The 26,594-nt window shown below is 40.0% G+C and carries 30 protein-coding genes; 5 read left to right on the top strand and 25 right to left on the bottom strand.

The features are described 5' to 3' along the window. Positions 1-588: 588 nt before the first annotated feature. Positions 589-2,436 carry a sodium:proton antiporter gene (locus WNY98_RS13070; protein WP_007586413.1) on the top strand — a complete coding sequence of 616 codons (1,848 nt, stop codon included), beginning with the start codon at positions 589-591 and terminating at the stop codon, positions 2,434-2,436. A gap of 71 nt (positions 2,437-2,507) precedes the next feature. Here WNY98_RS13070 and WNY98_RS13065 read toward each other — a convergent pair whose 3' ends face one another. The 11 genes from WNY98_RS13065 to WNY98_RS13015 all read right to left on the bottom strand — a co-directional run bounded on the left by WNY98_RS13065 (position 2,508) and on the right by WNY98_RS13015 (position 13,980). Beyond that, the gene (locus WNY98_RS13065) at positions 2,508-3,146 is read right to left on the bottom strand and encodes a tetratricopeptide repeat protein (protein ID WP_342878088.1); all 639 of its coding nucleotides are present in this window, start codon (positions 3,144-3,146) and stop codon (positions 2,508-2,510) included. Positions 3,147-3,257: 111 nt separating this feature from the next. Then, positions 3,258-4,571, bottom strand: coding sequence for an adenylosuccinate synthase (locus WNY98_RS13060; RefSeq protein WP_024600222.1), 1,314 nt, complete (start codon positions 4,569-4,571; stop codon positions 3,258-3,260). Between the two features lie 214 nt (positions 4,572-4,785). Continuing rightward, on the bottom strand, positions 4,786-5,664 hold the full coding sequence (hflC, locus tag WNY98_RS13055) for a protease modulator HflC (protein WP_002957880.1): 879 nt from the start codon (positions 5,662-5,664) through the stop codon (positions 4,786-4,788). A 5-nt stretch (positions 5,665-5,669) separates the two neighbouring features. After that, positions 5,670-6,839, bottom strand: a complete 1,170-nt coding sequence (hflK, locus tag WNY98_RS13050) for an FtsH protease activity modulator HflK (protein ID WP_170072248.1) — start codon at positions 6,837-6,839, stop codon at positions 5,670-5,672. A gap of 100 nt (positions 6,840-6,939) precedes the next feature. Then, positions 6,940-8,229, bottom strand: a complete 1,290-nt coding sequence (gene hflX, locus WNY98_RS13045; protein WP_342878087.1) for a ribosome rescue GTPase HflX — start codon at positions 8,227-8,229, stop codon at positions 6,940-6,942. A gap of 15 nt (positions 8,230-8,244) precedes the next feature. Next, positions 8,245-8,508 (bottom strand): RNA chaperone Hfq, encoded by a 264-nt coding sequence (gene hfq, locus WNY98_RS13040; protein WP_024590569.1) that lies wholly within the window; start codon positions 8,506-8,508, stop codon positions 8,245-8,247. A gap of 78 nt (positions 8,509-8,586) precedes the next feature. Next, on the bottom strand, positions 8,587-9,504 hold the full coding sequence (miaA, locus tag WNY98_RS13035; RefSeq protein WP_342878086.1) for a tRNA (adenosine(37)-N6)-dimethylallyltransferase MiaA: 918 nt from the start codon (positions 9,502-9,504) through the stop codon (positions 8,587-8,589). A 10-nt stretch (positions 9,505-9,514) separates the two neighbouring features. Further along, the gene (gene mutL, locus WNY98_RS13030; protein WP_342878085.1) at positions 9,515-11,368 is read right to left on the bottom strand and encodes a DNA mismatch repair endonuclease MutL; all 1,854 of its coding nucleotides are present in this window, start codon (positions 11,366-11,368) and stop codon (positions 9,515-9,517) included. Between the two features lie 36 nt (positions 11,369-11,404). Continuing rightward, a complete protein-coding gene (locus tag WNY98_RS13025; RefSeq protein ID WP_342878084.1) occupies positions 11,405-12,748 on the bottom strand; it encodes an N-acetylmuramoyl-L-alanine amidase in 1,344 nt (447 codons plus the stop codon). A gap of 27 nt (positions 12,749-12,775) precedes the next feature. Next, a complete protein-coding gene (gene tsaE / locus WNY98_RS13020; RefSeq protein WP_024600227.1) occupies positions 12,776-13,243 on the bottom strand; it encodes a tRNA (adenosine(37)-N6)-threonylcarbamoyltransferase complex ATPase subunit type 1 TsaE in 468 nt (155 codons plus the stop codon). 272 nt (positions 13,244-13,515) lie between these two features. Beyond that, the gene (locus WNY98_RS13015; protein ID WP_342878083.1) at positions 13,516-13,980 is read right to left on the bottom strand and encodes a hypothetical protein; all 465 of its coding nucleotides are present in this window, start codon (positions 13,978-13,980) and stop codon (positions 13,516-13,518) included. 183 nt (positions 13,981-14,163) lie between these two features. Here WNY98_RS13015 and WNY98_RS13010 point away from each other — a divergent pair, with 183 nt between their 5' ends. After that, entirely contained in the window at positions 14,164-14,700 is a 537-nt protein-coding gene (locus WNY98_RS13010) for a helix-turn-helix transcriptional regulator (RefSeq protein ID WP_342878082.1), read from the top strand. Positions 14,701-14,896: 196 nt separating this feature from the next. On the opposite strand, the gene rpsQ is transcribed toward WNY98_RS13010, so the two are convergent. From rpsQ to rpsJ, 11 genes are read right to left on the bottom strand one after another with little or no spacing between them, the layout of a single operon-like run. Further along, a complete protein-coding gene (rpsQ, locus tag WNY98_RS13005) occupies positions 14,897-15,154 on the bottom strand; it encodes a 30S ribosomal protein S17 (protein ID WP_002957888.1) in 258 nt (85 codons plus the stop codon). Further along, the gene (gene rpmC / locus WNY98_RS13000) at positions 15,154-15,345 is read right to left on the bottom strand and encodes a 50S ribosomal protein L29 (protein WP_002957889.1); all 192 of its coding nucleotides are present in this window, start codon (positions 15,343-15,345) and stop codon (positions 15,154-15,156) included. Before rpmC ends, rpsQ begins: the two co-directional genes overlap by 1 nt. After that, on the bottom strand, positions 15,345-15,758 hold the full coding sequence (gene rplP, locus WNY98_RS12995) for a 50S ribosomal protein L16 (RefSeq protein ID WP_002957890.1): 414 nt from the start codon (positions 15,756-15,758) through the stop codon (positions 15,345-15,347). The genes rpmC and rplP overlap by 1 nt, the downstream gene beginning before the upstream one ends. A 12-nt stretch (positions 15,759-15,770) precedes the next feature. Next, complete coding sequence (gene rpsC / locus WNY98_RS12990; protein WP_002957891.1) at positions 15,771-16,472, bottom strand: 30S ribosomal protein S3; 702 nt, start codon at positions 16,470-16,472, stop codon at positions 15,771-15,773. 11 nt (positions 16,473-16,483) lie between these two features. After that, positions 16,484-16,816 carry a 50S ribosomal protein L22 gene (gene rplV, locus WNY98_RS12985; protein ID WP_002957892.1) on the bottom strand — a complete coding sequence of 111 codons (333 nt, stop codon included), beginning with the start codon at positions 16,814-16,816 and terminating at the stop codon, positions 16,484-16,486. A 13-nt stretch (positions 16,817-16,829) separates the two neighbouring features. Further along, positions 16,830-17,108, bottom strand: a complete 279-nt coding sequence (gene rpsS, locus WNY98_RS12980; RefSeq protein ID WP_004588689.1) for a 30S ribosomal protein S19 — start codon at positions 17,106-17,108, stop codon at positions 16,830-16,832. A 15-nt stretch (positions 17,109-17,123) separates the two neighbouring features. After that, positions 17,124-17,948 (bottom strand): 50S ribosomal protein L2, encoded by an 825-nt coding sequence (rplB, locus tag WNY98_RS12975; protein WP_002957895.1) that lies wholly within the window; start codon positions 17,946-17,948, stop codon positions 17,124-17,126. 15 nt (positions 17,949-17,963) lie between these two features. Beyond that, a complete protein-coding gene (gene rplW / locus WNY98_RS12970) occupies positions 17,964-18,266 on the bottom strand; it encodes a 50S ribosomal protein L23 (protein WP_002957896.1) in 303 nt (100 codons plus the stop codon). Next, entirely contained in the window at positions 18,263-18,868 is a 606-nt protein-coding gene (gene rplD, locus WNY98_RS12965; protein ID WP_002957897.1) for a 50S ribosomal protein L4, read from the bottom strand. The genes rplW and rplD overlap by 4 nt, the downstream gene beginning before the upstream one ends. Before the next feature lie 17 nt (positions 18,869-18,885). Next, positions 18,886-19,521 (bottom strand): 50S ribosomal protein L3, encoded by a 636-nt coding sequence (gene rplC / locus WNY98_RS12960; RefSeq protein ID WP_002957898.1) that lies wholly within the window; start codon positions 19,519-19,521, stop codon positions 18,886-18,888. Positions 19,522-19,548: 27 nt separating this feature from the next. Next, positions 19,549-19,860, bottom strand: coding sequence for a 30S ribosomal protein S10 (gene rpsJ, locus WNY98_RS12955; RefSeq protein ID WP_002957900.1), 312 nt, complete (start codon positions 19,858-19,860; stop codon positions 19,549-19,551). Between the two features lie 418 nt (positions 19,861-20,278). Here rpsJ and plsB point away from each other — a divergent pair, with 418 nt between their 5' ends. Continuing rightward, complete coding sequence (gene plsB, locus WNY98_RS12950) at positions 20,279-22,717, top strand: glycerol-3-phosphate 1-O-acyltransferase PlsB (protein WP_342878081.1); 2,439 nt, start codon at positions 20,279-20,281, stop codon at positions 22,715-22,717. Positions 22,718-22,740: 23 nt separating this feature from the next. On the opposite strand, the gene tesB is transcribed toward plsB, so the two are convergent. Then, positions 22,741-23,598 (bottom strand): acyl-CoA thioesterase II, encoded by an 858-nt coding sequence (tesB, locus tag WNY98_RS12945; RefSeq protein WP_002957902.1) that lies wholly within the window; start codon positions 23,596-23,598, stop codon positions 22,741-22,743. A 77-nt stretch (positions 23,599-23,675) separates the two neighbouring features. Between tesB and WNY98_RS12940 the strand changes: the two genes are divergently transcribed. Further along, positions 23,676-24,134 carry an EVE domain-containing protein gene (locus WNY98_RS12940; protein WP_342878080.1) on the top strand — a complete coding sequence of 153 codons (459 nt, stop codon included), beginning with the start codon at positions 23,676-23,678 and terminating at the stop codon, positions 24,132-24,134. A 69-nt stretch (positions 24,135-24,203) separates the two neighbouring features. After that, on the top strand, positions 24,204-25,238 hold the full coding sequence (locus WNY98_RS12935; protein ID WP_342878079.1) for a cytosolic protein: 1,035 nt from the start codon (positions 24,204-24,206) through the stop codon (positions 25,236-25,238). A gap of 35 nt (positions 25,239-25,273) precedes the next feature. On the opposite strand, the gene WNY98_RS12930 is transcribed toward WNY98_RS12935, so the two are convergent. Both WNY98_RS12930 and WNY98_RS12925 read right to left on the bottom strand, forming a co-directional pair. After that, the gene (locus WNY98_RS12930) at positions 25,274-25,471 is read right to left on the bottom strand and encodes a PLDc N-terminal domain-containing protein (protein ID WP_076924021.1); all 198 of its coding nucleotides are present in this window, start codon (positions 25,469-25,471) and stop codon (positions 25,274-25,276) included. Beyond that, entirely contained in the window at positions 25,471-26,538 is a 1,068-nt protein-coding gene (locus WNY98_RS12925) for a potassium channel family protein (protein WP_024600232.1), read from the bottom strand. Before WNY98_RS12925 ends, WNY98_RS12930 begins: the two co-directional genes overlap by 1 nt. Positions 26,539-26,594 lie beyond the last annotated feature (56 nt).

Genomic DNA, 26,594 nt, shown 5'->3' with positions numbered 1-26,594 from the left:
AGCCTCTAAAGTCTGATACACCAACAGATAGGGTGAAGACCAAAGGACCGAGATTTAACCGCCACGATGGGGGTTAAACATTGAAAGTAATAGTTCAACTCAAACCTTTATTTACTTAAATAATTAAATAAACTTGTTTGGCAAAACCATACCAAGAATTCGGCAAATGATATTTTTTTAATGTTCGAACACCAGAAACATTACTAACTCCTGATTATAAAGATTAAAAATGACGTTAAGATTAACAAGCCTGTTTTATCTTCAATAAACTTCGTTAGATGACTAATTATTAGAACACGAATCATAATACACTAAATACCCCTTTAAAATCAAGGTTAAAAATCGAACTAGATTATTACAAAACACTCACATTTTTTATATTGTTATTAAAATTCAATAAATTAAACAATTAATACACATTAAAATAAGCTAGCTAAGCTCTCGTTAAATGATTTAAGCGTACTAATCTTTTATAAGCAGCTAAAATTGATTAGTAATATTTGAGTTTCCGGTGTATACCCCTGTATTAATAATTAACAAAAGTTATACTTTCTAAACATATCGTCATAAATAAGGAATTCTTAATCTATGTCAGCAATTTACATAGCCGGTATCGCACTTTGCTCTGTGCTTGCCCAATGGGTCGCGTGGGCTTTTAGAGTACCCGCTATTCTTTTTTTATTGCTTACTGGTCTTTTACTTGGACCATTTAGCGGTGTTTTAGACCCTGATGCGCTTTTAGGTGATTTACTGTTTCCAGTAGTATCTCTAAGCGTTGCCATCATTTTATTTGAAGGTTCCTTAACTCTGCATTTCAGGGAATTAAAAGGGATAGGAAAAGTCGTAAGAAACCTCTGCTCAATCGGTATGCTTACTACCTGTATTATTATTAGCCTTAGCGCCTACTGGTTGCTTGAGCTTAATTGGCGTGTAGCTGCAGTATTGGGCGCAGTGCTAGTTGTAACAGGCCCTACCGTTATAGCACCGTTATTAAACTCAATGCGCCCAACACAAGATATAGACCGCATACTTCGCTGGGAAGGTATTGTAATAGACCCTATTGGCGCATTATTTGCTGTATTGGTATTTGAAGCCGTAATGCTTGTAGGCCAAGGCGAAGTATTTAGTCATACTATTATTGCTTTAGTTAAAACCCTAGGTGTTGGTTTAAGTATTGGTGTTGCCGCTGGTTGGCTAACAACACTATTAATGCGTCGCGAGTGGCTGCCATTTGAATTACATAAGTTTGGGATTTTAGCGCTAGTACTTATTAGTTTTTCTGTATCAAACTATTTAAGCCATGAATCAGGTTTATTGGCAGTGACTGTATTTGGTATATGGCTTGCGAACCAAGACGATTTAGAAATAGATTCTGTACTTGAGTTTAAAGAAGACTTGTCGATGATATTAATATCAACGCTGTTTATTTTACTTGCAGCACGCTTACAGCTTTCTGATTTGATGATGCTCGACAGCGACGTATTTATATTTTTAGCTATTGTGCTTTTTGTTGCACGCCCACTGTGTATTGCTATTTCGACTTTTGGCACTGACCTACCAATGAAGTCTCGCTTGGTACTTGCTTGGATTGCTCCTCGGGGTATAGTTGCCGCAGCCGTTGGGTCGGTATTTGCACTAAGTATGATGGAAGCTGGCGTTGCTGATGCTGAAAAAATGGTGCCACTCATATTTACAGTGATCATCATTACGGTTGTACTGCAAAGCTTAACAGCCATTCCTGTTGCTAAGCTATTAGGTGTTCGCCAACCATCACCAAACACAATATTAATTATTGGTGCGAACCATGTATCACGTGCAATTGGACGTGGCTTACAAGAGCAGAATATTCCGGTTCACCTTTCAGATCCTGCATGGGAAAACTGCAGAATGGCACGTATGGATGGCTTAGCTTGTTATTACGGTAACCCACAGTCAGAGCATGCTGAACGCTATTTACCTCTGACAACTATTCGCAGTGTCTTAGCGCTATCGCCAAATCGTCATCATAATGCGCTAGGCGTTCAATACTTTTCGCATTTACTTAATGAAAAAAATGTATTCTCGCTTCGCTCATCAACGTCGCATGCTAAAGCAAATAAAGACAGCGCAACGTTTTTATCCAGACAAATACTGTTTGGCGACGAAGGTTCATATGCACGTTTGAGCAGTATTATAGCTAAAGGCGGTAAGGTTAGTTCAACACGTATCTCGGATGAGTTTAGCTGGGAGCAATACCTAGAAATGAACCCTGAGGCTATCCCTTTATTTATTCTTAAAGGTGATAAAGACAGCGACGACGATACGCCAATTAAACTAAGACCATTTACAATCAACATGGAAAAACCGCCGCAAGAAGGCGAGCGTGTTGTTGCATTACAGCCGCCTAAGATGTCGGTTTTAAAAGACCCGCAAACAAAGGCTAAAGAAGAAAGTTAAACACTTTTACTACCTGTAAAAACTCAAAAAACCCTAACTTAAAAAGTTAGGGTTTTGTTTTTTAAGGGCCATTAAATAGGAAGACGAGCTCGCGCAACCACACTATCTGGCATTTTTTGCGCTAACTTAGTCAACGCTCGCTCAATTTTTTTATGAGTCGCTTTATCTGCCACCATAGAATTAAATAGCCAACGATAGGCATCTTCAAAATCACGCGGGCTGCCATAGCCATCATTAAATAATTTAACTAAACGTAATTGTGCTTTTAAATTGCCTTGCGACGATGCCTCACGCAAATACGTAATTGCCATTGCTTTATCTTGCTGAACTAAACGCCCGGTGTCGTAGTAACGCCCCAATTGCTCTAGTGCTGCCGCTAAGCCTTGCTCAGCCGCTTTTCGCATGTAATACACACCTAACTCTACATTTCGACCGACACATACGTTATAAGCCAGCATATCGCCATACAAAAACTGATAAGACGGCAATGCCATTTTATTGGCTCGTGCTTCTATATCTTGTACCAACTGGCAATCATCTGCCTTTACGCGCGCTAAATGCGTATTTTTATTTATTAACGCAATTAGCTCAGATTCTGTATACAGCGGTACGGCTGCTGGACTTTCCGTAGCTAAGCTATTGGTTGATATAAATAAAGCTAATGAAATAAATGAAAGCTTTAATACGCAATTACGAGAAAATAAATGCATGTTCACCACTTTTAAAAATAAACCTACTAAATAGTATACAAAGATCGTTCCAAGGTGAATTTTAGATATAAAAAAAGCTGCACTAAGCAGCTTTTTTCAATCTAATAGTAATTACGCAAACGGGTTGCGAAGTACCATAGTTTCTACACGGTCTGGACCTGTAGAGATAATATCAATCGGAACACCCGTAATTTCTTCAATACGCTTGATGTAGTCAATCGCCGCTTTTGGTAAACCGTCTAGGCTTGTTACACCAACAGTGTTTTCTGACCAACCTGGCATTTCTTCGTATACTGGCGTTACTTTATCGTAACCTTCTGCTGCTAATGGCGTTATGTTAGTAACAGTGCCATCTTCAAGCTTATAACCAGTACAGATTTTAAGTGTTTCTAAGCCATCTAAAACATCAAGCTTAGTTAAACAAAAACCTGAAATACTGTTGATTTGAACTGCACGGCGCATAGCCACTGCATCTAACCAACCAGTACGACGAAGTCGACCTGTTGTTGCGCCAAATTCATGACCTTTATCACCTAAGTGCTTACCTACTGGATCTTGTTTTTCAAGACCATCGTAAAGCTCTGTAGGGAAAGGACCTGAACCAACACGTGTCGTGTACGCTTTAATAATACCTAAAACGTAATCAAGGTTTAGTGGACCAAAACCAGCACCAGTAGCAACGCCACCGGCAGTTGTGTTTGAAGATGTTACATAAGGGTAAGTACCGTGATCGATATCAAGTAATGTACCTTGTGCACCTTCAAATAAAATGTTTTCGCCTGCTAAACGCGTTTGATCTAAAAGCTCAGTTACATCTACAACCATTGCTTTTAAGATATCTGCAACAGCCATTGCATCATCAAACGTTTTTTGAAAATCTACAGCATCTACTTTGTAGTAGTTAACTAAAGTGAAGTTATGGTACTCAAGAACTTCTTTTAATTTAGCTGCAAAAACTTCAGGATTAAATAAATCACCTACGCGTAAACCACGGCGCGCCACTTTATCTTCGTACGCTGGACCGATACCACGACCAGTTGTACCAATTGGCTTATCGCCACGAGCAGTTTCGCGGGCTACATCTAATGCAACATGGAAAGGCAAGATTAGTGGACATGCTTCACTTATTAAAAGACGCTCGCGTACTGGTACGCCACGTTCTTCAAGCATGCCAATTTCTCTCATTAGCGCTTCTGGTGATAAAACTACACCATTACCAATCACACATTTAACATTGTCACGTAATACACCCGATGGAATAAGGTGTAGAACCGTCTTTTCACCTTCGATAACTAAAGTATGACCCGCATTGTGGCCACCTTGATAACGAACTACTAAAGATGCTTTGTCTGTAAGGAGATCAACTACCTTACCCTTTCCTTCGTCACCCCATTGGGTGCCTAATACAACAACGTTTTTACCCATCGTAAATTCACTTAGAGAAAATTAGGACGAGATTTTACCAGAAAACTAAAGTAAAGATCACCCCTGTTCAGCTTATTTTTTCTGCGCGTAACTGTTCTACCGAAATATCAGCTAATAACCACATAAATAACAGTGATTTATGATTACAAATAGCATTTAACAAAAAGCCCCGCAAATGCGAGGCTTTTTAACTTTTAAATAATTAAGGTAAAGCTTATTGAGCTTTAGCACCTTTCATATATTGAAAGAAGTCGCTATCTGGTGAAAGCACCATAACGTCTTGCTTATCTTTAAAAGTCTTTTTATAAGCTTCAAGCGAGCGCACAAAACTAAAGAACTCAGGGTCTTTGTTATACGCATTAGCATAAATACCAGCAGCGTCAGCATCACCTTGACCACGTACAGAACGCGCATTACGCTCCGCGTCAGCAAGCATTACTGTTACACGACGGTCAACACCCGCACGAATGGTCTCAGCTTTTTCCTGACCTTCAGAACGGTGCTCTTTTGCAACAGCAGTACGCTCAGCGCGCATACGTTGGTAAATAGAGCTACTTACTTCTTGTGGTAGGTTAATTTGCTTAACACGTACGTCTAGTACTTCAATACCAAGCTCACGCGCACTTTCAGAAGCTTGTACTAACGCTTCTTCCATCAATTCGCTACGCTCACCCGATACAATTTCACGAATTGTACGTGTACCAAAGTTTGTACGAAGACCATTATTTACTTTTTGTTTAAGTAGCGTTTCAGCGTATTGCTTATCGCCACGTGCACGTAAGTAAAAAGCGCTAAAGTCGTTAACACGCCATTTTACAAACGAATCAACAATTAAGTCTTTTTTCTCACTAGTAACAAAACGGTCTGGCGCACCATCTAGCGTTTGAATACGTGCATCAATGCGACGTACTTGGCTAAAAAATGGCACCTTAAATTGTAGGCCTGGGCCATATACAATCGCTTTGTCGTCGCTATCTTTTTGTACTTTACTGAATAACATTACAATTGCTTTTTGCCCTTCAGGTACAACAAATACCGATGAGAAAGACATAACAATGGCAGCTAATAGTATTACTAAACTAAAGTTTTTCATTATGATTATCTCCCATCATTAAAGCGGTCGTTGTTAAAGCGGTCATTGCCACTGTTAACAGAGCTATTACGCGACGTATTTACTTTATTACGTAAATCTTGAATATCACTAGAGCTTGGAAGTGCAACACGTGTTGCTGTCCCTTGCTTATCCATAATCTTATCAAGAGGTAAATAAAGCATGTTATTACCGCCTTTAACATCAACCAATATTTTAGAGCTACTGCCTAGCACTTCTTCCATTGCATCAATGTATAAGCGCTCACGAGTAACTTCTTTAGCTGCTTGATATTCAGGTAATAGCTTTTCAAAGCGAGCTACCTCACCTTGTGCTTCTAATGTTATACGCTCTTGGTAACCTTCAGCTTCTTGAGTCATACGCGTTACTTGACCACGAGCACGAGGCTCAATTTCACGAGCATATGCTTCTGCTTCACGGATGAAACGTTCTTCATCTTCTTGTGCAGCAATCGCATCATCAAAAGCATCTTTAACTTCAGTTGGCGGACGAGAGTCTTTAAAGTTCACGTCAGTAACAATTAAACCTAAGTTATATGGTTCGATAATCTTATTAAGCTCATCCCATGTATTTTGACGAACAACCTCACGGCCATTAGTTAATACTTGGTCCATTTTTGCATGGCCCACAACATAACGTAGTGCACTGTCTAGCGCTTCTTCTAAGCTACTATCAGCGTTGGTTACGCTAAACTCATAAAGATATGGGTCAATAACACGGTATTGCACCTGAAACTCTACGCTCACTACGTTTTCGTCTTCAGTAAGCATAAAACCAGAAGCCGATAGTGAACGAACTGCTTCAATATCTACTGGGATTACCGTTTCGATGAAAGTCATTTTCCAACGCAGGCCAGGATCAGCAATTCGGTCATATTTACCAAATTGTAGAACTACACCACGCTCGGCTTCTTTAACCGTATAAATACCACTTAACGCCCATACAATAACGGCGATAATAAGTATGAATGAAATACCGGCTCCGCCAAGTCCACCGCCGCTACCATTGCCAGGTTTTTTCCCGCCAAATAAGCCGCCGAACTTGTTACTAAACTTGCGGAACACCTCGTCTAAATCAGGTGGGCCTTGATCACGTCCGCCTTTATTATTCCACGGATCTTTGTCATTGCCATTATTACCCGGTTCATTCCAGGCCATAGCTATACTCCATTGTTATCTAAATAAATTAGGAAATTGTGTTAAATCTAACAAATCTACCGCGTTTCTCATACAAAAACCGACATTAAAACGTCAATTTTTAATTACGGTAGATAAAACCAGCAATTTCAGGACCAAATTCTTTAATTAAACGATTCCACTCAACCATTGGCATTCTAACATCTAACAGCCAATTACCTTGCTCATCAAAGCGTTCTTCATGTACTGCATTTAAACTAAACAATGCAGCTCTTAGGCGACCATACAATGGCGTAAGAAATAATGTTTCGTTAAACATCTTCTTAGCAAGTAGTTCACTAATAGCCTCACTAAGTAATTCACACCCTTCACCAGTCTGAGCGCTAAGCCATACTCTTATAGGTTGGCCTTCGCCATCTCGATCAATACGTGGGCTTACGTTATCCAGCGCATCAATTTTATTATAAATTAATAGCTGTGGTACTTCATCGGCTTCAATTTCTTTAAGCACCGATTGTACTTGTTCAATATTTTCTTGAAGACGAGAGTCTGCTGCGTCAATTACATGTAATTGTAAATCAGCTTCACGAGTTTCAGTTAGCGTTGCTTTAAAAGCAGCAACTAAGTCGTGCGGTAAATGACGAATAAAGCCCACTGTATCAGCTAAGATAACAGGACCAACATCACCTAATTCAAGCTTACGTAGAGTCGGGTCAAGCGTTGCAAACAACTGATCGGCCGCGTATACATTTGAATTCGTAATTCGATTAAATAATGTAGATTTACCTGCATTAGTATAGCCAACTAACGATACCGTAGGTATTTCGTTACGAGTACGAGCTCGCCTACCTTGTTCGCGTTGCACTGCTACTTTAGCTAAACGCGCACGAATATTTTGAATACGGGCACGAAGTAATCGCCTATCGGTTTCAAGTTGGGTTTCACCAGGTCCACGTAAACCAATCCCGCCTTTTTGGCGTTCAAGATGGGTCCAGCCACGAATTAATCGAGTCGACATATGGCGAAGTTGTGCCAATTCAACCTGCAGCTTACCTTCATGGGTACGTGCACGTTGGGCAAAAATATCAAGAATTAGCGTCGTTCTATCAAGCACACGACACTGACAAACACGCTCTAAATTACGCTCTTGTGACGGCCTGAGTTGATGATTGAAAATTACGACATCTGCATTGTGGATTTTAACAATCTCAGCTATTTCTTCTGCTTTACCGGTACCGACGAATAGTTTCGGATGTGGTGCTTGACGGCTGCCTTGCACAACCGCCAAACTACTAACACCAGCAGAAGATACCAACATCTCTAATTCATGAAGATCTTCACGATCCCCTTCTTTAGGTAGGTCGATATGAACTAAAATTGCCTGTTCGCCGGATTCATAGCGGTCAAACAAACATTATGCTCCTAATTAAAAGTTACCAGCTTCTGGCTCTTCAGTTTCTTCACTCCCTTGAACTGCTTGGAAGTTAACTGCGCGAGCAGGGACAACTGTTGAAATTGCATGCTTATAAACCATTTGATTTACGGTGTTCTCTAGTAAAATAACAAATTGGTCAAATGACTGAATTTTGCCTTGTAATTTTATGCCATTTACCAAAAAGATTGATACTGGAATGCGCTCACGTCGTAGTGCATTCAAAAATGGGTCTTGTAACGATTGGCCTTTTGCCATGTTATTGTTCCTTCGTTCTAGGTGTTATTATAATTAAGTGGCTGAACTTATTTGATAAAAAACAATATTCAACTACTACTAGCTTAGCGAACTTACTACACGATGCAAGTTTTCTTCGTCACCTGTTGTTAACCACGTAACATCAGGCCAACTACGAAGCCACGTTAACTGACGTTTTGCCAATTGACGTGTTGCCGCGATGCCACGAAAAACCATTTCATCATGGTTTGTTTCACCCGCAAGGTAATCCCACATTTGTCTATAACCAACACAACGAATAGAAGGCATATTGGGGTGTAAATCCTTACGTAGATATAGGGTCGAAACTTCATTTTCAAACCCCTGATCAATCATTATTTTAAACCTTTCTTCAATTCGGCGGTGTAATTCGCTGCGTTCTTGCGGTGCAATCGCAAATTGATGAAAAGTATAAGGTAAAGCCGGCTGCTTTTGCTTTTGCAACTCAGTCATGGTCTTACCAGTTAATCTATAAACCTCTAAAGCTCGATTAATTCTTTGTGAATCATTTTCACTTATTTTTTCGGCTGCTTTTGGGTCAACTTTAGCTAATTCTTTATATAAATGAGGCCAGCCAAATTCTTTAGCTTGTACTTCTAACTCAGCTCTTATTACAGGATCTGCTTCAGGTAAAGGCGATAAACCATCAATTAAAGATTTAAAGTACAACATTGTACCTCCAACCAATACAGGCACTTTACCTTGTCTATGAAATTCGTCAATTTTTTGTACTGCATCACGCCTAAAATCAGCAACTGAATATGTTTCACTCGGATCGAGCAAGTCAATCAGATGATGCGGAGCTTTAGCAAGTTCTTCTGCATCGGGTTTTGCAGTACCAATGTTCATATCTTTATACACTAACGCTGAATCAACGCTGATTATTTCTGTATTTAAATGCTCGCACAGTGAGATTGCCAATGCTGTTTTACCAGCAGCTGTTGGACCCATTAAAAATATGACTGGTAAATTACTCAACACTGATACCTTAATCTAATTGCGTTAAATAGTGATTTAGCTCTATTTTAACTGCTTTTTCGCGCAAGCGTTCAATAGTTTGCGGATTATTTTGTAAGCGCATTTGTTGCGCTAAAAATACATTGCTCAAATAAAATCGAGTTGGTACACATTTCATCTGCCACTCTAACCAACTCTCTATATTTTCAAGCTCCGCTTTACATCCATTAAGTAACTCACCTATCGCGGTACTTACATCAAGTAAATATAAGCACGCTGGCAATTTTTTAACCATTACAAACTGTTTTTCTATTACGAGTTCAAAACCAAGTAAAGTAAACCATGATTGCTGTGCTTTTATGAGCAAGCAATCTTCTTTCGATAGGTTTACTCTTACGGGCAGCAAAAGGGCTTTCCCTTCTAAGCTACCAAGCTCCTTGATTTGTGTATGCCAATCATCTACCAATGCATATTTGAAATGTGAGCAATACAATTGCTGCTCTTCACTAAATACACACACACCTTCATTAATACTGATGATGGAAACAACCTTTAAAACATTATGCGCTGACTCAAACTGCTGCTGTGTTGCTGGTATATTTGCTACGTTATCAAAATGCGCAGCGTGTTGCTCACTTACACCTTGATAAAACGCATTTACGTCATGATGGCTCGTACTTGGTGTAGCACGGTATGCACCGCTACCGGCAACACTTCTAGTACCTGAGGACGAACTTGAGCTACCAGCACTTCCAGAGTAAGAGGGCTGTAATTGCGATTTAGGGTAATCAAACACACCTTCGCTTTCTATATTATTAGCGCTAATATGCGTTGACCCCATTAACACAGGCGCAGATTCCACCTCAGAGCCAAACGGTTCATTCGTAAACTCACCTTGCAGCGGCACTACCACTTGCTTAATAGCTTGCAATATAAAGTCATGAATTAAGCGCCCTTGATGAAAGCGCACTTCATGTTTGGCAGGGTGAACATTTACATCAACCTGTCGTGGGTCAATATCAATATAAATAACAAACCCTGGAAGCTCTTGAGTGCCACTTACCTCTTCAAATGCTTGGCGTATAGCATGCAAAATAAGCTTATCGCGCATCATGCGATTGTTTACATAAGTATATTGAGTCGTATTAGCTGAACCGACAGGTAACACCCAGCCATGCAGCTGTAGGCCGCCCTCGCCTGATTGAATATGTAAACCTTGCTCTGCAAAGGCCTTACCTGCAACTTGTGCCACACGTGTAATAGCCTGAGAAGGATCTGTCTTCGCACGATATTGCCTTACTACTTTTTCGTTGTGAGTTAGTGTAATAGAAACATCAAAGCGACTAAGCGCAATACGCTTTATCAATTCATCAATATGACTGAATTCAGTCTTTTCGGTACGCAAAAATTTACGACGAGCTGGGGTGTTAAAAAATAAATCTTTTACTTCAATGGTTGTGCCATCAGGGTGCGCTACTGGCTTTACTTGCACGGCCATATCGCGACCTTCTGCAAATGCTTGCCAAGCTGCTTCTTGATCTTTTGGTTTTGAACTCAGCGTTAAACGCGATACGGAGCTAATTGACGCAAGCGCTTCGCCTCTAAAGCCAAGTGAACAAATATTTTCGAGATCATCAAGTGACTTTAATTTACTGGTAGCGTGACGAGAAAGTGCAAGCGTTAGCTCATCTTTACTTATCCCTGAGCCGTTGTCACGAATACGAATAAGCTTATGACCACCACGCTCAATATCTATTTGAATACGTGTAGCGCCAGCATCTAAACTGTTTTCGACCAGTTCTTTTACTACCGACGCGGGGCGTTCAACCACTTCGCCTGCGGCAATTTGGTTAGCTAAACGCGCGGGTAGTATTTCAATATTCATGAGATTTCCTAGCAAGCATTGCGCTAATAATAATGACTAACTTTGCGGTATATCTAGCTCTTGCCCAATAAATAAAGTATTAGAGCTAAGCTTATTAACTTGTTTTAATTCAGTAATTGTAACGCCATAGCGACTCGCCAACATACTTAAAGATTCACCCGGGCGTACCTTGTGCTTTGTTGGATATTGCGATTTTAATTTAGCAAACAAAGAATCATCCGGTGGATTTTTTAAATAGTAATTTTTAATTGAAGTGAATATAGCTTTAGCCAAACGTTCTTGATGGTTAGCGCTTTTAAGCAGCTTTTCTTCTCGTGGATTAGATATAAACCCTGTTTCTACTAAAATTGACGGGATATCTGGTGATTTAAGTACAGCAAGACTCGCATGTTGGGGATCTTTTTTATGCAATTTAGCAACTTTACTGAGCTCTTTAACAACTTCGTCAGCTACGTTTAAGCCGGTTTTCATAGAGTGATCCATCGACATATCAAGCAATGCTTGAGCTAAGTATTTTTCGTTAGCGGCATCTTTCATTACATCAGCAGCGCCACCTAAAAGCTCAGAGTGTTTTTCTTTATCTTCTATCCATTTACCTATTTCTGAATTAGCACGCCTTAACGACAATACCCAAACAGAGGCACCATTTGGTCCAGGGCTTGTAAATGCATCAGCATGAATAGAAACAAAAAAGTCAGCTTTTTTTTCACGAGCACGGTTAGTACGCGTATTAAGTTTTACAAAATAGTCACCGCTTCGTACCATGCGCGAAATCATCCCACGCTCGCCATCAATCATGCGCTCAAGGCGTTTTGCAATTTGCAGTGTTACTGTTTTTTCGTACGTGCCAGATGGACCAATTGAACCTGGATCTTCGCCGCCATGCCCTGCATCAATTGCAATAACGATGTCTCGTTCTTGGCTTAATTGGCGATTTTTAGCCGCTGTTTGTGCAGGTGATACAACAGTTTTTGCTTGGCTCTTATTATATAAATCAACAACGAGTCTATTTTTATAAGGACCAGTAGGCGCTAAAGCAAATACAACAGGCTTTATTGGCGCACTTAATTCAAATACCAAACGCACGCTTTGTTTATTTTTAGGCTTTGAGTAACGTAATTTGCTTACTATTTGATGTTTTGGCGGCACACCTGGCAATATTTTTAACTCGCTAGTGTTCTCTAAGTCAACCACTAAACGGCTAGGATTTTTAAGCATAAAATAGCTAAAGTCGGGCTTATCATTTAAATCAAATACCACACGAGTACTATCCGGTGACGGCCAAACGCGTACACTATTAATTGTATTTTTGGCCCACAACGGCAAGCTTATGGTAATAACCATAAGATAAATAAAAAGTTTAACTACACCTCGGCTCATTTGATAATTACTGCCTTAACTATATTATTATTTGTTATTTAGTTTTTCGACAATTGTTATACCGCGCTCACTAGCACTATTAATAACAATTTTACGTTCGTTACCCACATAGCTTAGAGTAATATCTAAATCAGGCACAGGAATAAACTCACCACCCTTTTCAGGCCATTCAACAACACAAATTGCATCTGTTGAAAAATAATCGCGTATACCCATGTATTCTAATTCTTCAGGATCACCTAAGCGGTATAAGTCAAAATGATAAACATTTGCGCGCTCAAGTTCATAAGGCTCTACGAGTGTATACGTTGGGCTTTTAACCTTACCTGTATGGCCAAAACCTTGTACTACACCACGTGTAAACGTTGTTTTACCCGCACCTAAATCACCATGTAAATAAATAACCGCACCTTGCTCAATAATATCAGCAACGCAATTCCCCATTGCAACCGTGGCAACTTCATCAGTTAAATGAAATTCAAAACTACGCGTCATTACTACCTCAAAAATTCATTCAAAAGCGCATATTAGCTAATCATACCAGAATATTAATTTAAGGCGATAAATTGAGGTTTTAGACATAAAGACTCGAGGACTAAAAATAGGACACGTGTACTTGGTATCTATGTGTATGACCGCCTATTTATATTTAATAATGCACTACACCGGCTCTACGAAGCATCTAGCTAAAAATCCAACCTCGAAGGTAAGGCCTCAACTAAGAGGCTTTTATAAGCTATAAATAATCAGTCAAATCCGATTATATACTACTCAAAACTTGCCTGACCTAGTTCGATAGACTCATACCTCTTCCCTGTTAATTTAATCACCCAAACACTGTCTGTAAATGTACGACTAAAATACACCGTTTGCCCATCAGGAATATGAGGCATAAAAGATGTAATTGACTCCCACTGTCCACCTACTTTCTCTTTCAATTTCATCGTTGCATTAAAGTAGCTGCCATCTTCATTTGATTTAACTTCAAGCGCCGTTAACTGTGCATCATTGCCTATTTCTATTAATGCACTTTTATTTAAACTGGCTAATAATTGAGGCTGATGGCTTGGTTTTAAACTCTCTAAGGTTTTATCTATTTGGCTATCGATGGTGATTTTATTTGGCAATTTATAAATAGTCGCTTTAATTGCAAGCACAGGTTCTGCAAAACTCGTGTGCGATACAAACAGAAAGCTAATAAACAAGACCGTTTGATAAAAATACATCTTCATTAGTGACACTCCTTTATTAATAAGTCTGCTTAGCATAACTAAAAAAAAACCAATTAATATATAACTTACTAATATTCATGATATTCTTTTTATTCATCGCCATGAATATAACTCAGCGGGCTATTCAAACAACTCATTTTTAGCGATAATGAACGGGTAGGTGAATAATTAGAGTATGAAAGCATGTCATCGTTAGGAACAGAATTAAAACGCCTTAGAGCAAATAAGAAATGGACGCAAGCCTTTGCAGCTCGAGAAATAGGCATTCAGCAATCCTATCTATCCAAGCTAGAAAACGGACAATTTATTCCTTCACCCGATGTCATTGAAAAGTTAAATACCTGCTATCAAATTTCTTTTGACCACCTTGTTCCCAATCAGGAAAAAATATCGAACTCTACTAATAAGCTAAAATGGGGTAGCATTATTTTAATTGCTACTGGCATACTGATTTACCTTTGCGCTGTGCTTAACATCTTTTATCCAGAAACCTACTTTACTTACCAAGCTAAAAACCAAGGTTTTTGGGCAATAAATATTACTGAAATGTATAAAGGTGAAAAGTATATAGAAGGGGACGTGGTGTATGAAATCATAGGTCAACGTGACGTAAGTCGCTTAGAGAACCGCGCTTTAATGGTATCTTCTGCTGTACTTATCCTCGGCGGGCTTTTAGTAAGCCTACTTATAAATAAATCTTGGCTGAAAAAGAGAAGTTAGTATAAATTTATGCTCTAAGTTTACAAAATCATCCCTCTTCCTTCATTAAAATTTTAACTATGTTAGGAGTGATACTCAATCTAAACCGTAGTACGTAGCCTTAACTCAGATAGTCTTTACTACTAACTCATTATTCCAAATACAAAAAGCCCCAGCTAATGCCAGGGCTTTTTACAAAACTAACTTAATTAAAAAATTAAGCTTGTTTTGGACTAGAAATAACGTCTACTAAAGTCCAAGATTTATTCTTAGAAATTGGTGCGCATTCACGGATAGTAACTACGTCACCCGCTTTTGCTGTGTTATTTTCGTCATGTACGTGTAACTTAGTCGTACGTTTAATGAATTTCCCATAGATTGGGTGCTTCACGTAACGTGCGATAGCGATAGTGAAAGATTTTTCCATCTTGTCGCTGATTACACGGCCTTGAAGAGTACGAATTTTATCGCTCATTATTGACCTGCCTTCTGGTTAATAACTGTTTTTACACGCGCGATATCGCGGCGTACTGTTCTTAGCGTGTGTGTCTGAGCTAACTGACCAGTGCTAGCTTGCATGCGCATATTAAATTGCTCACGAAGTAGTCCTAGAAGTTCAGCATTAAGCTCTTCTACGCTTTTATCTTTTAGTTCGCTAGCTTTCATCACATTACCGTCCGAGTTACGAAAGTTGTTTTGAATGGCAATTTACGAGCAGCAAGGTCAAACGCTTCACGAGCAAGCTCTTCTGAAACACCTTCCATTTCGTAAAGTACTTTACCAGGCTGAATTTCAGCAACCCAATATTCAACAGAACCTTTACCTTTACCCATACGAACTTCAAGAGGTTTTTCTGTAATCGGTTTGTCAGGGAAGACACGAATCCAGATTTTACCTTGACGTTTCACGTGACGCGTCATAGCACGACGAGCTGCTTCGATTTGACGAGCAGTCATACGGCCACGGCCAGTTGCTTTCAATCCGAAAGTACCGAAGCTTACTTTGTTACCGTTTTGCGCTAAACCGCGGTTGCGGCCTTTGTGCATTTTACGGAATTTTGTACGTTTTGGCTGTAACATTACTCGCTACCTCTACTTAGCACTTTTCTTGGCTTTCTTTGGTGCGCGTTTAGCTGGCTTCTCTTGCTCTTGTACTAGTGGTAAACCACCAATAACTTCGCCTTTGAAGATCCAAACTTTAACACCAATGATACCATAAGTGGTTAAGGCTTCAGAAGTTGCGTAATCGATATCAGCACGAAGAGTATGTAGAGGTACACGACCTTCACGATACCATTCTGAACGTGCGATTTCAGCGCCGCCAAGACGACCGCTAACTTCAACTTTAATCCCTTTAGAACCGATGCGCATTGCATTTTGTACCGAACGCTTCATAGCGCGACGGAACATAACACGACGCTCTAGTTGAGAGGCAATGCCGTCTGCTACTAGTTGTGCATCTAGTTCTGGTTTACGTACTTCAGAGATATTAATCTGAGCAGGTACACCAGCGATTTTAGTTACCGCTTGACGTAATTTTTCTACGTCTTCGCCTTTTTTACCGATAACAACACCCGGACGAGCCGTGTGGATTGTTACTCGGATTGATTTTGCTGGACGCTCAATAACGATTTTAGACACAGAAGCCGTTTTCAATTCCTTTGTAAGGAATGTACGAACTTTGTGATCGCCAAAAAGCTGTGCAGAGAAATCTTTTGAACTCGCGTACCAGGTAGAAACCCAAGGTTTAGATATACCTAGGCGAATACCAGTAGGATGAACTTTTTGTCCCATTACTTATACTCCTAGCTATCTGAAACCATAACAGTGATATGGCTTGTACGCTTAAGGATGCGGTCTGCGCGTCCTTTAGCACGAGGCATAATACGTTTCATTGTAGGACCATCGTCCACAAAGATCGTTGTTATACGAAGCTCATCAATGTCAGCACCTTCGTTATGCTCTGCGTTAGCAATAGCAGACTCAAGTACTTTCTTAACTAATACAGCGGCTTTCTTAGGGCTGTACGCCAGGATTTCTAGTGCGCGATCTACAGGTAACCCGCGGATCTGATCTGCAACTAGACGTGCTTTTTGCGCCGAACCAGAGGCGAATTTATGTTTAGCTAATGCTTGCATTTATCTTCCCCTCTTATCGTTTCTTCGCTTTCTTATCCGCAGCATGGCCACGGTAAGTGCGAGTTGGTGCAAATTCACCTAGTTTGTGACCGATCATTTCGTCAGAAACGAAAACTGGTACGTGCTGGCGACCATTATGGACAGCAATGGTCAATCCGATCATGTTAGGTATGATCATTGAACGACGGCTCCAAGTTTTAATTGGCTTTTTCTCACCGCTTTCCAAAGCTTTCTCTACCTTCTTCAGCAAGTGTAGGTCTATAAAAGGACCCTTCTTGAGAGAGCGTGGCATGGCTATTCCTCAATATTACTTAGTACGACGACGTACTATAAATTTATCCGTACGCTTGTTCTTACGCGTCTTCGCACCTTTAGTCGGTTTACCCCATGGAGACACAGGATGACGACCACCAGATGTACGACCTTCACCACCACCGTGTGGGTGATCTACCGGGTTCATGGCAACACCACGAACTGTCGGACGAATACCACGCCAGCGATTTGCACCTGCTTTACCAAGTGAACGAAGCATATGCTCAGCATTGCCTACTTCACCTAGAGTCGCACGACAATCAGATTCAACTTTACGAACTTCGCCTGAACGAAGACGTAATGTTACATATTGACCATCACGAGCAAGGATTTGAACGTATGCACCAGCAGAACGTGCTATTTGAGCACCTTTACCTGGTTTTAATTCTACGTTGTGAACAGTCGAACCTACAGGCATATTACGCATTGGTAATGCATTACCAGGCTTGATTGGTGCATCAACACCAGACTGGATTGCATCGCCAGCTTTTAAGCCTTTAGGTGCGATAATGTAACGACGCTCACCGTCTGCATATAATACAAGAGCGATGTTTGCGCTACGATTTGGATCGTATTCTAAACGTTCAACAGTAGCTGGAATGCCATCTTTAGTACGTTTAAAATCGATTAAACGGTAGTGTTGTTTATGACCACCACCGATATGACGAACCGTAATACGACCATTGTTATTACGACCACCTGATTTAGAGTTTTTCTCTAAAAGTGGTGCGTATGGCTTACCCTTATGTAGATCAGAGTTAACCACTTTAACTAGGTGACGACGGCCCGCAGAAGTAGGCTTACACTTTTGAAGTGCCATAATTCTATCCCCTTATTACTCGGCGCCGCCGACAAAGTCTAGCTCGCTGCCTTCTTTAAGAGTAACGTAAGCTTTCTTCCAGTCGCTACGACGACCGAAACGTGCGCCAGTACGTTTTGTTTTACCCTTAACGTTAAGTGTGCGAACACCAGTTACTTCTACTTCAAAAAGCTTCTCAACTGCTACTTTAATTTCAGCTTTAGTTGCGTCATTTACTACTTTAAAAACAATAGTATTGTTTTCTTCAGCAGCAATTGTGCTTTTTTCAGAGATATGTGGAGCAAGGATCACTTTTAAAAGACGTTCTTCGCGAATCATGCTAGCGCCTCCTCAAGTTGCTTAACAGCAGCGGCTGTAATAAGTACCTTATCGAAAGCAATTAAGCTTACAGGATCGATACCAGCTACATCACGTGTGTCAACCTTATAAAGGTTACGTGCCGATAAGAAAAGATTTTCATCTACTTCTTCAGTCACGATAAGAACATCTTTAAGCTCAAGTTCTTTAAGCTTAGCAACTAGTTCTTTAGTTTTTGGTGCTGCTAGAGCAAAACTTTCAACAACGATTAAACGCTCTTGACGAACTAATTCAGATAAGATGCTTTTAATCGCACCACGGTACATTTTACGGTTTACTTTTTGGCTGTGGTCTTGTGGTTTAGCTGCAAAGCTAACGCCACCTGAACGCCAAATTGGGCTACGGATTGTACCAGCACGTGCACGGCCAGTACCTTTTTGAGCCCATGGTTTTTTACCACCACCGCTTACTTCAGAACGTGTCTTCTGAGCACGAGTACCTTGACGAGCACCTGCTGCGTATGCAACAACTACTTGGTGTACTAATGCTTCGTTAAACTCACGTCCAAAAGTAGCTTCAGAAACTTCAAGACCGCCAGAAGCGTCTTTAATTGCTAATTCCATCACTAAATCTCCAGGACTTATGCTTTAACAGCTGGTTTAACGATAACGTCACCGCCAATAGCTCCAGGTACTGCACCCTTAACTAAAAGCAAATTACGCTCAGCGTCAACGCGAACTAGTTCTAAGTTTTGAGTCGTTACACGCTCAGCACCCATATGACCGGCCATTTTCTTACCTTTAAACACCTTACCAGGTGATTGGTTTTGACCGATTGAACCAGGAGCACGGTGAGATAGAGAGTTACCATGTGTAGCGTCTTGCATGCTGAAATTCCAGCGCTTAACACCACCTTGGAAACCTTTACCTTTAGAAGTACCGGTTACGTCAACCTTGTTGATTTCGTTGAATAATTCAACAGTAAGCTCAGCGCCTACTTCAAAATCGCCTTCACCACCGTTAAGGCGGAATTCCCACAGACCGCGACCCGCTTCAACACCAGCTTTAGCGAAATGACCCGCTTTAGCTTTGTTTACACGACTTGCTTTTTTAGTGCCTGCGGTTACTTGAAGCGCGTTATAACCGTCTGTTGCGTCAGATTTGATCTGAGCAATGCGGTTAGGTGTCGCTTCAATAACTGTCACAGGGATAGATACACCATCTTCAGTGAAGATTCGTGTCATACCCACTTTACGACCGACTAGACCTAATGCCATTTTCCTAAAACCTCTCTAATCTTTCGATTAACCCAGGCTGATTTGAACATCAACACCAGCAGCAAGATCTAAACGCATAAGCGCGTCTACAGTCTTGTCAGTTGGTTCTACGATGTCTATCAGACGTTTATGGGTGCGGATCTCGTACTGATCACGCGCATCTTTATTAACGTGCGGTGAAGTTAGTACAGTAAAACGTTCAAAGCGTGTAGGTAGTGGGATTGGACCACGTACTTGTGCGCCAGTGCGTTTCGCAGTTTCCACGATTTCTGCCGTTGATTGGTCAATCAAACGGTGGTCAAAAGCTTTTAGGCGAATACGAATGCGTTGATTTGACATTCTTAACCTCAATATAAAGAGCATATAAAAGAGCATAAAAAAACGACCGAAACAATCTTAAAAATTAAGATGCCGGCTGTTTGATTATATCTACGTTGAGTTCCAAATCGGAACTCCTGTTTATTAGCTTGAAATCCAAGCTTAATTTATCCTTCCTAGTTCCCATAGGAATTTTGAAAGCCTGCGTATTATAGAGGTATTGGTGATAAATGCAACAACTATTTAGAAACAATACTATGACTGTAAATTTGATTAAATAAGCACCCATACATACTTACTAGCTATACTTGAACTAATACCTCTACTGTTAGTCAATAAAACAAGTTAACACCTTAATTACGCAAACTAAGGGATTTTTAGATATTATGATATCCTACTGCGCTAATTTTGGCCTTAATACTCTCAATATGGTGAGTCGATGCGTATTTTTAATTATTGTTTAAATGTTATGTCTGCTGGATTTAGCCGCTTATTTGTAAAAAGCAAAGTACTGCCAGAAAATCCTATTAAACAGTATGAGCTAAACCCTGAGTACCCTACATTTTATATAGTGCGCTTAAATTCGCGATTTGATTTAGCTGCCCTTGCCCATGCTTGTAAAAAAAATGGCCTACCTAGTCCAACCGAAGAGCAAGTACTAGGCAACCAAAATTTAGATCGTTTTATTGGTATTAAAAACCCGCCACCACTATTTGGTGATGAAGCTAAACCAACCAATGCTTTAGCTCAAGGTAAACAAATCATTGAGTACCTAATAGAGAGCGGACAGCAAAACGTACAAGTTGTTCCGGTTACTATTTTATGGGGACGTGACCCAGGTAAAGAAAAACCAGGATTACGTACTTTAATTACACACTCTCTAACTCCTAGCTGGTTTAGAAAGATTTTTGTGGTGTTGTTTTCAGGTCGCGATAACTTTATTCGCTTCAGTCAGCCTCTCGACTTATCGCTTTTAGTGAATGAAAAAGCTGACGTAAGTGAATTACCCCATAAGTTGTTACGTGTAGCACGTGTACACTTTAGACGTCAAAAACTTGCAGCAACTGGTCCTAAAATGCCCTCTCGCGAGCAATTATTTAATTCATTATTGGCGTCACCAACAATAAAAAAAGCAATTCAAGATGAAGCTAAAGCTAAAAATATTAGCCAAACCGAAGCCCGTCAAAATGCACTTAAACTACTTGATGAAATAGCAGCTAATTACTCTGAGGCAATGATACGTGTGGCCGAGCGATTTTTAACTTGGTTATGGAATAAGCTTTATAACGGTATAGATATTAAGCACGCAGAACAAATTCATGAATTAACCGATAAAGGTCATGAAATAATTTATATGCCTTGTCATCGCAGCCACATGGATTACTTACTGCTTACCTACTCTATTTATCATTTAGGTTTAGTGCCGCCACATATTGCTGCAGGCGTAAATCTTAACTTTTTCCCTGCCGGAGGCATATTTAGACGCTCAGGCGCATTTTTCATTCGTCGCTCGTTTGCAGGCAATAAGCTTTACTCTGCCATATTCAAAGAGTATTTAAGCCAGTTATTTATTAAAGGTTACTCTGTTAAGTTTTATACAGAAGGCGGTCGAAGTAGAACTGGGCGTCTGCTTCCACCTAAAACGGGTATGCTATCGATGACCTTACAAGCAATGCTACGCGGAATAGACAGACCAATATCGATTGTTCCTGTGTACATTGGCTACGAACACGTAATGGAAATTAACACCTACCTTAAAGAGCTGGACGGGAAAGATAAAAAAGGCGAATCCATCTTCGGTATTTTTAAGGCAATCAAAAACCTTAAAAACTACGGTCGTGGTAATTTAAACTTTGGCGATCCAATCTCTATTAACCAATACTTAAACGATAACCAACCTGATTGGCGCGATTCAATACATCCAACTGACGTGCAAAAGCCACAATGGTTAGCACCACAAGTAACTAAACTTGCCGACCAAGTAATGGTAAAAATTAATAATGCAGCGGCGCTTAATGCGGTTAACTTACTAGCGATGATATTGCTGGTTAATGATAAGCAAGCATTGAGTAAACCAAAGCTATTAGCACAGCTTGATTTTTATCTGCGCTTACAACGCGACGCCAGTTACAGCGATAAAGTAACAGCTCCAGACGAAACACCAGAGCAATTACTAACGCATGCATTAAAGCTTAATAAGTTTGAAGTTATAAGTGATGAATTTGGCGAAATTATTACTATTAGCGATAAAGAAAAGGTATTGTTTAATTACTACCGAAACAACATATTGCACTTGTTTGCAGTTCCAAGCTTAATTGCACTACATCTGTTTAAACAACACAGCACAACTATTGAGCAATGCCAGCAACTTGTAAAAACGTTTTATCCGTTATTTGCTAAAGAATGGTACTTACAGCCTCTTGATGAAAACTATATAACGCGTATTTTAGCTAATTTTGCTGATCAAAATTTAATTGAGTTTGATGGCGATAACATTCATATAACGAACAGTAATGACTGCTTAGCTAAGCTTGAAATGCTTGGACGAGCACTTAGTTTTACTCTGCAACGTTACGCTATTGTGATTGGTTTTATTCAAACAAGTGATGGTATTGAAAAAGCAGAATTAGAACGAGAGAGCCAAGTACTTGCACAGCGTTTAGGCACACTCCATGGTATTAAAACACCTGAGTTTTTTGATAAAAAAGTACTTGTTAGTTTTATTGATAACTTACGTGGCGAGTCGTTAATAACAGAGGGTGATAAAGGCTTAGTAGGCAGTACACAACTTTGCGAAACCTACGCACACCTTAAAACATTACTGCCAGCACGCGTCTGGCAGTCAATCAGCGATATAGTACAAGATCAGTGTAATTAGTACTACTGTATCTATAGTAGGGGTTAGCGCTGGCGCATAACCCCTTCTTGCATTGTTGAGGCAACTAAGTTGCCTTGGCGATCAAAAAACTGCCCACGTACCAAACCACATCCATTACTCGCACTTGGACTATCAATTGAATACAAAATCCAATCATCCATTCTAAATGGGCGATGAAACCACATTGCATGATCTATAGTAGCTACTTGCATATTTGGCTGCATAAACGACACACCGTGTGGCTGTAATGCAGTTGGCAAAAATTCAAAGTCAGACGCATACGCTAATAAATAGTTATGGATGCGCTGATCGTCAGGCATTTCACCATTAGCTTTAAACCAAATATGTTTTACCGGCTCCATAACTTCTGGCTTAAACGGGTTATGAAAAGTAACCGGTCGCATTTCAATTGGCATTTCACGCGTAAACTTATTACGAATCACTTCAGGAATGTGTGAAGCGTTATCTTGATAAAACTCAAGCGATGAACGTAACTCTTCAGGTGCAGGTACATCAGGCATTGTTGCTTGATGCGACAAACCATTTTCTTCCCCCTGGAATGACGCTGTCATATAAAAAATTGGCTTACCGTACTGAATCGCTTTTACTCGGCGAGTACTAAAGCTTTTACCATCTCGAATAGTTTCTACATCATAAACAATCGGTTTAGCCGGATCACCTGGGCGTAAAAAGTAAGAATGTAATGAATGGACTATACGCCCCTCAGGTAGAGTTTCTTTAGCTGCAGAAAGCGCCTGCCCCATAACTTGACCGCCAAACACAGCACCAAAGCCTAAATCTTGGCTTTGTCCTCGATATAAACCTTGCTCAATTTCTTCAAGTGTTAACAACGACAATAAATCATCTAATACTTGGCTCATTATTTCTTCCTCATTACCCTAGTATCCAAATGATACTATACAATAGTGGGAAGTAAATATTTGTTAGGAATACTGTTATGGCTTACTGGCTATTTAAAACTGAACCCGATGCGTTTTCGATTGATGATTTAAAAAATGCACCAAAACAAACGACTCTATGGGAAGGCGTGCGTAATTACCAAGCGCGAAACTTCATGCGGGACGGCGTTAAGGTCGGTGACTCAGTCATGATTTATCATTCAAGCTGTAAAAACGTAGGTGTAGCGGGTATTGCCGAAGTGACACACGATGCCTACCCAGATCCTACTCAGTTTGATTTAAGTAGCGACTATTACGATGCAAAAGCCACCAGCGACAAACCACGCTGGGTTGTTGTTGACGTTACTTACCAAAGCCATTTAAAAAAATTAATTAGCCTTAAAGATATTAAAGCCAATAATAATATTACCGAAATAGCACTTAAAAAAGGTGGGCGATTATCAATTATGCCCGTCACTAAAAATGACTGGGATGAAATAATCAAAATGGCGCAGTAATACCCTATCGGTTTGACCTAATTTCATTGAGTTTGATATGATCTATGCCGACTTATAGCTGGAGGATTAATGAAATTACTGTATTGGTTAGATGAATGGTTAACTCTCCCGCGCAATGAGCAACAAACTCAATTACCCATGACGGGTAGTGACTTACTCGGCGATGTATTTGTAAAATATGAGTTTATTGACGTTAATAAACCCCTGCTTTTTACCTTCTCACCTGCTGGCACAAATGTACAAGAGCAAGATCTTCACCCTGATTTTGCACCATGGGGTTATCACTTAGCTCAAAAACAAAACGTAAACATAATCGCTTTTCAACATTTAGGTAAAAGTAATTGGTTTCGTAATCGTAATTTAATCTTTTTTCTCGAGCAGCTATCAACATTACTTACACCGTTTAATTGTCGACTAGGCTATGGCTTAAGCCGCGGCGGATTTGCTGTTGGCGCTTTTGCTAAACTATTAAAACTAAACCAAGTACTGTTTTTTCACCCGGTAAGTACTAAAAATAAAGAATTAGTACCGTGGGATGACCGCTCTAGTACCGATATAGCTCAGCAGTTTGACTGGCAGCAAGATTATCACGATCTAGATTTAGGAGATGCCCAAGGCTATATTATTTACGATCCTACTAATCGTATAGACAGAATGCACGCTAAGCGCTATAAGCAGCTAACTCACTTACGAGTATTTGGTATGGGACATGGTACACACGCCACATATTTGAATAAGTTTGGGTTTTATAAGCAAGTAGCCGTTGATTTCATTCAACATCAGCAAATCGATATTGCACAGTTTCGCCTGCAAACCAAAACCTTACGCTTAAAAGAGGATTATTATCAAAGTCTCAATTCGGCTAATGCAAGCTCACCGCATCGTTTAGCATTATTGAGTACAGCGCATAAAATTTTAGCTGATGAAAAAGAAGTGCATGTACAAGAGCATCAGGCAAAAATTGATATTCAGCCCTTGATTGATGTGGCGCTTAAGCACCAAGATGAACACCCTAATGATGCTATCCAGCTATTAGAAGTCGCCCAGCAACTTTTACCTGACGACCCCCTAATTGAGCATAAACTCAAACAGCTAGAAGAGTAATATTCCAGCAAATGCGGCTATAAAAACTAATGACTCTATTTTGCCTTTTTCTTTTTGTGCCCATGCTTGGGCACAATAGCAAAGTACATCATTAATCCTAACCACGAAAATATAATGATTCCCATCAGCCAGCCGTTCTTTTCATGGCCTTTTGAGCGCTTACTATTAAGTACAATAACGACAGGTAAAATGTAAGCACTTAAAACAACAATTAAAAATACAACTTCATTCATTATTTCTCTAAACTCGACCAATCTACTTCACTACTTAATACTCGTTCTACCGATATATAATGCAAAATATCACCTTCATTTACTTTGTAATCTAATGGCGGGTTTAAATCCATATTTTGCGCACTTAAATTATGAGCTACGCCTAACAGTATTGCATCATGCTCAAGTTTAAAGTGATGAAACAAAGTACCAAACTCCATATCTTTGCAGCCACTTGGTACTTTCAGGCTAAATTGTGTATCGCCGTGTAAAGTAGATAGCAGCTCCTCTTGCACACGGCTCGAACCTGGATCTTGCATTGAGCGTACTAATATCTCAGCTGATTTTGCACTACTACACTCTACATTTTGGCAATGCTCTAACATCATCTCAACTTTGGTTTCATCTAAAAAGTGAGCGCTTATATGGCAATCGTCTTTTACTAAGCGACTAATACGCAGCGCTGTCGTAAATGTTTGGTCGTCATCTTGCCCATCAATAATCACTTTATCGGCACGGCGAATAGCTACACGCTCTAACTCTCCTAAGTTTGTAAAACTAGTTAAACGTGCAAAATCGACGCTTTCGTTAGCTAAAAAAGGATGATCCATTTGCTCGGTTACCGCGAGTAAAATACGACGATCGGTTCGCTTCGTATCTGCCAAAATGTAATCAATCATCTTTTTTGTACGAGTGTCGTGCCAACCAAAAATAATAATATGGTGGTTACTGTGGGCAAAGTTTTTATCACCAGTCATAGCGCGCCTAATTAAGTAAGTAACTGTCTGTCCTGCTTTTCCTAGCAAGACACCAAATAAAGCTAAACCAAATGGAATTTGTATTAATGCAACCACCCAACGACCAAGATCAGTAGTTGGACTAAAGTCACCATATCCCACTGTTGATGTTGTTACTGTGTAATAGTAAAAAAAGGTAGTAAGCGAAGTTAACGCTTTCTCATTCGCTATAAATAGCAAGCTCCATGTTAATAGCATATGAGTCAAAATAGCTAATGCCACTGCTTGCCAACTCAACTGATCTATATGAGCGCGAACAAGTAACGCTAGCCTTTTAAATATCACCGGCATAATACAAAGTCTTCGTTAGTAAATTATCTATAAACAGTACGTTACTGTAAGCGATG

Source organism: Pseudoalteromonas sp. AS71 (assembly GCF_038900275.1).
In the GTDB taxonomy this organism is placed as follows: domain Bacteria; phylum Pseudomonadota; class Gammaproteobacteria; order Enterobacterales; family Alteromonadaceae; genus Pseudoalteromonas.
Note: the sequence above shows the minus strand (reverse complement) of the source record. Positions and strands in the feature narration are given on the sequence as shown.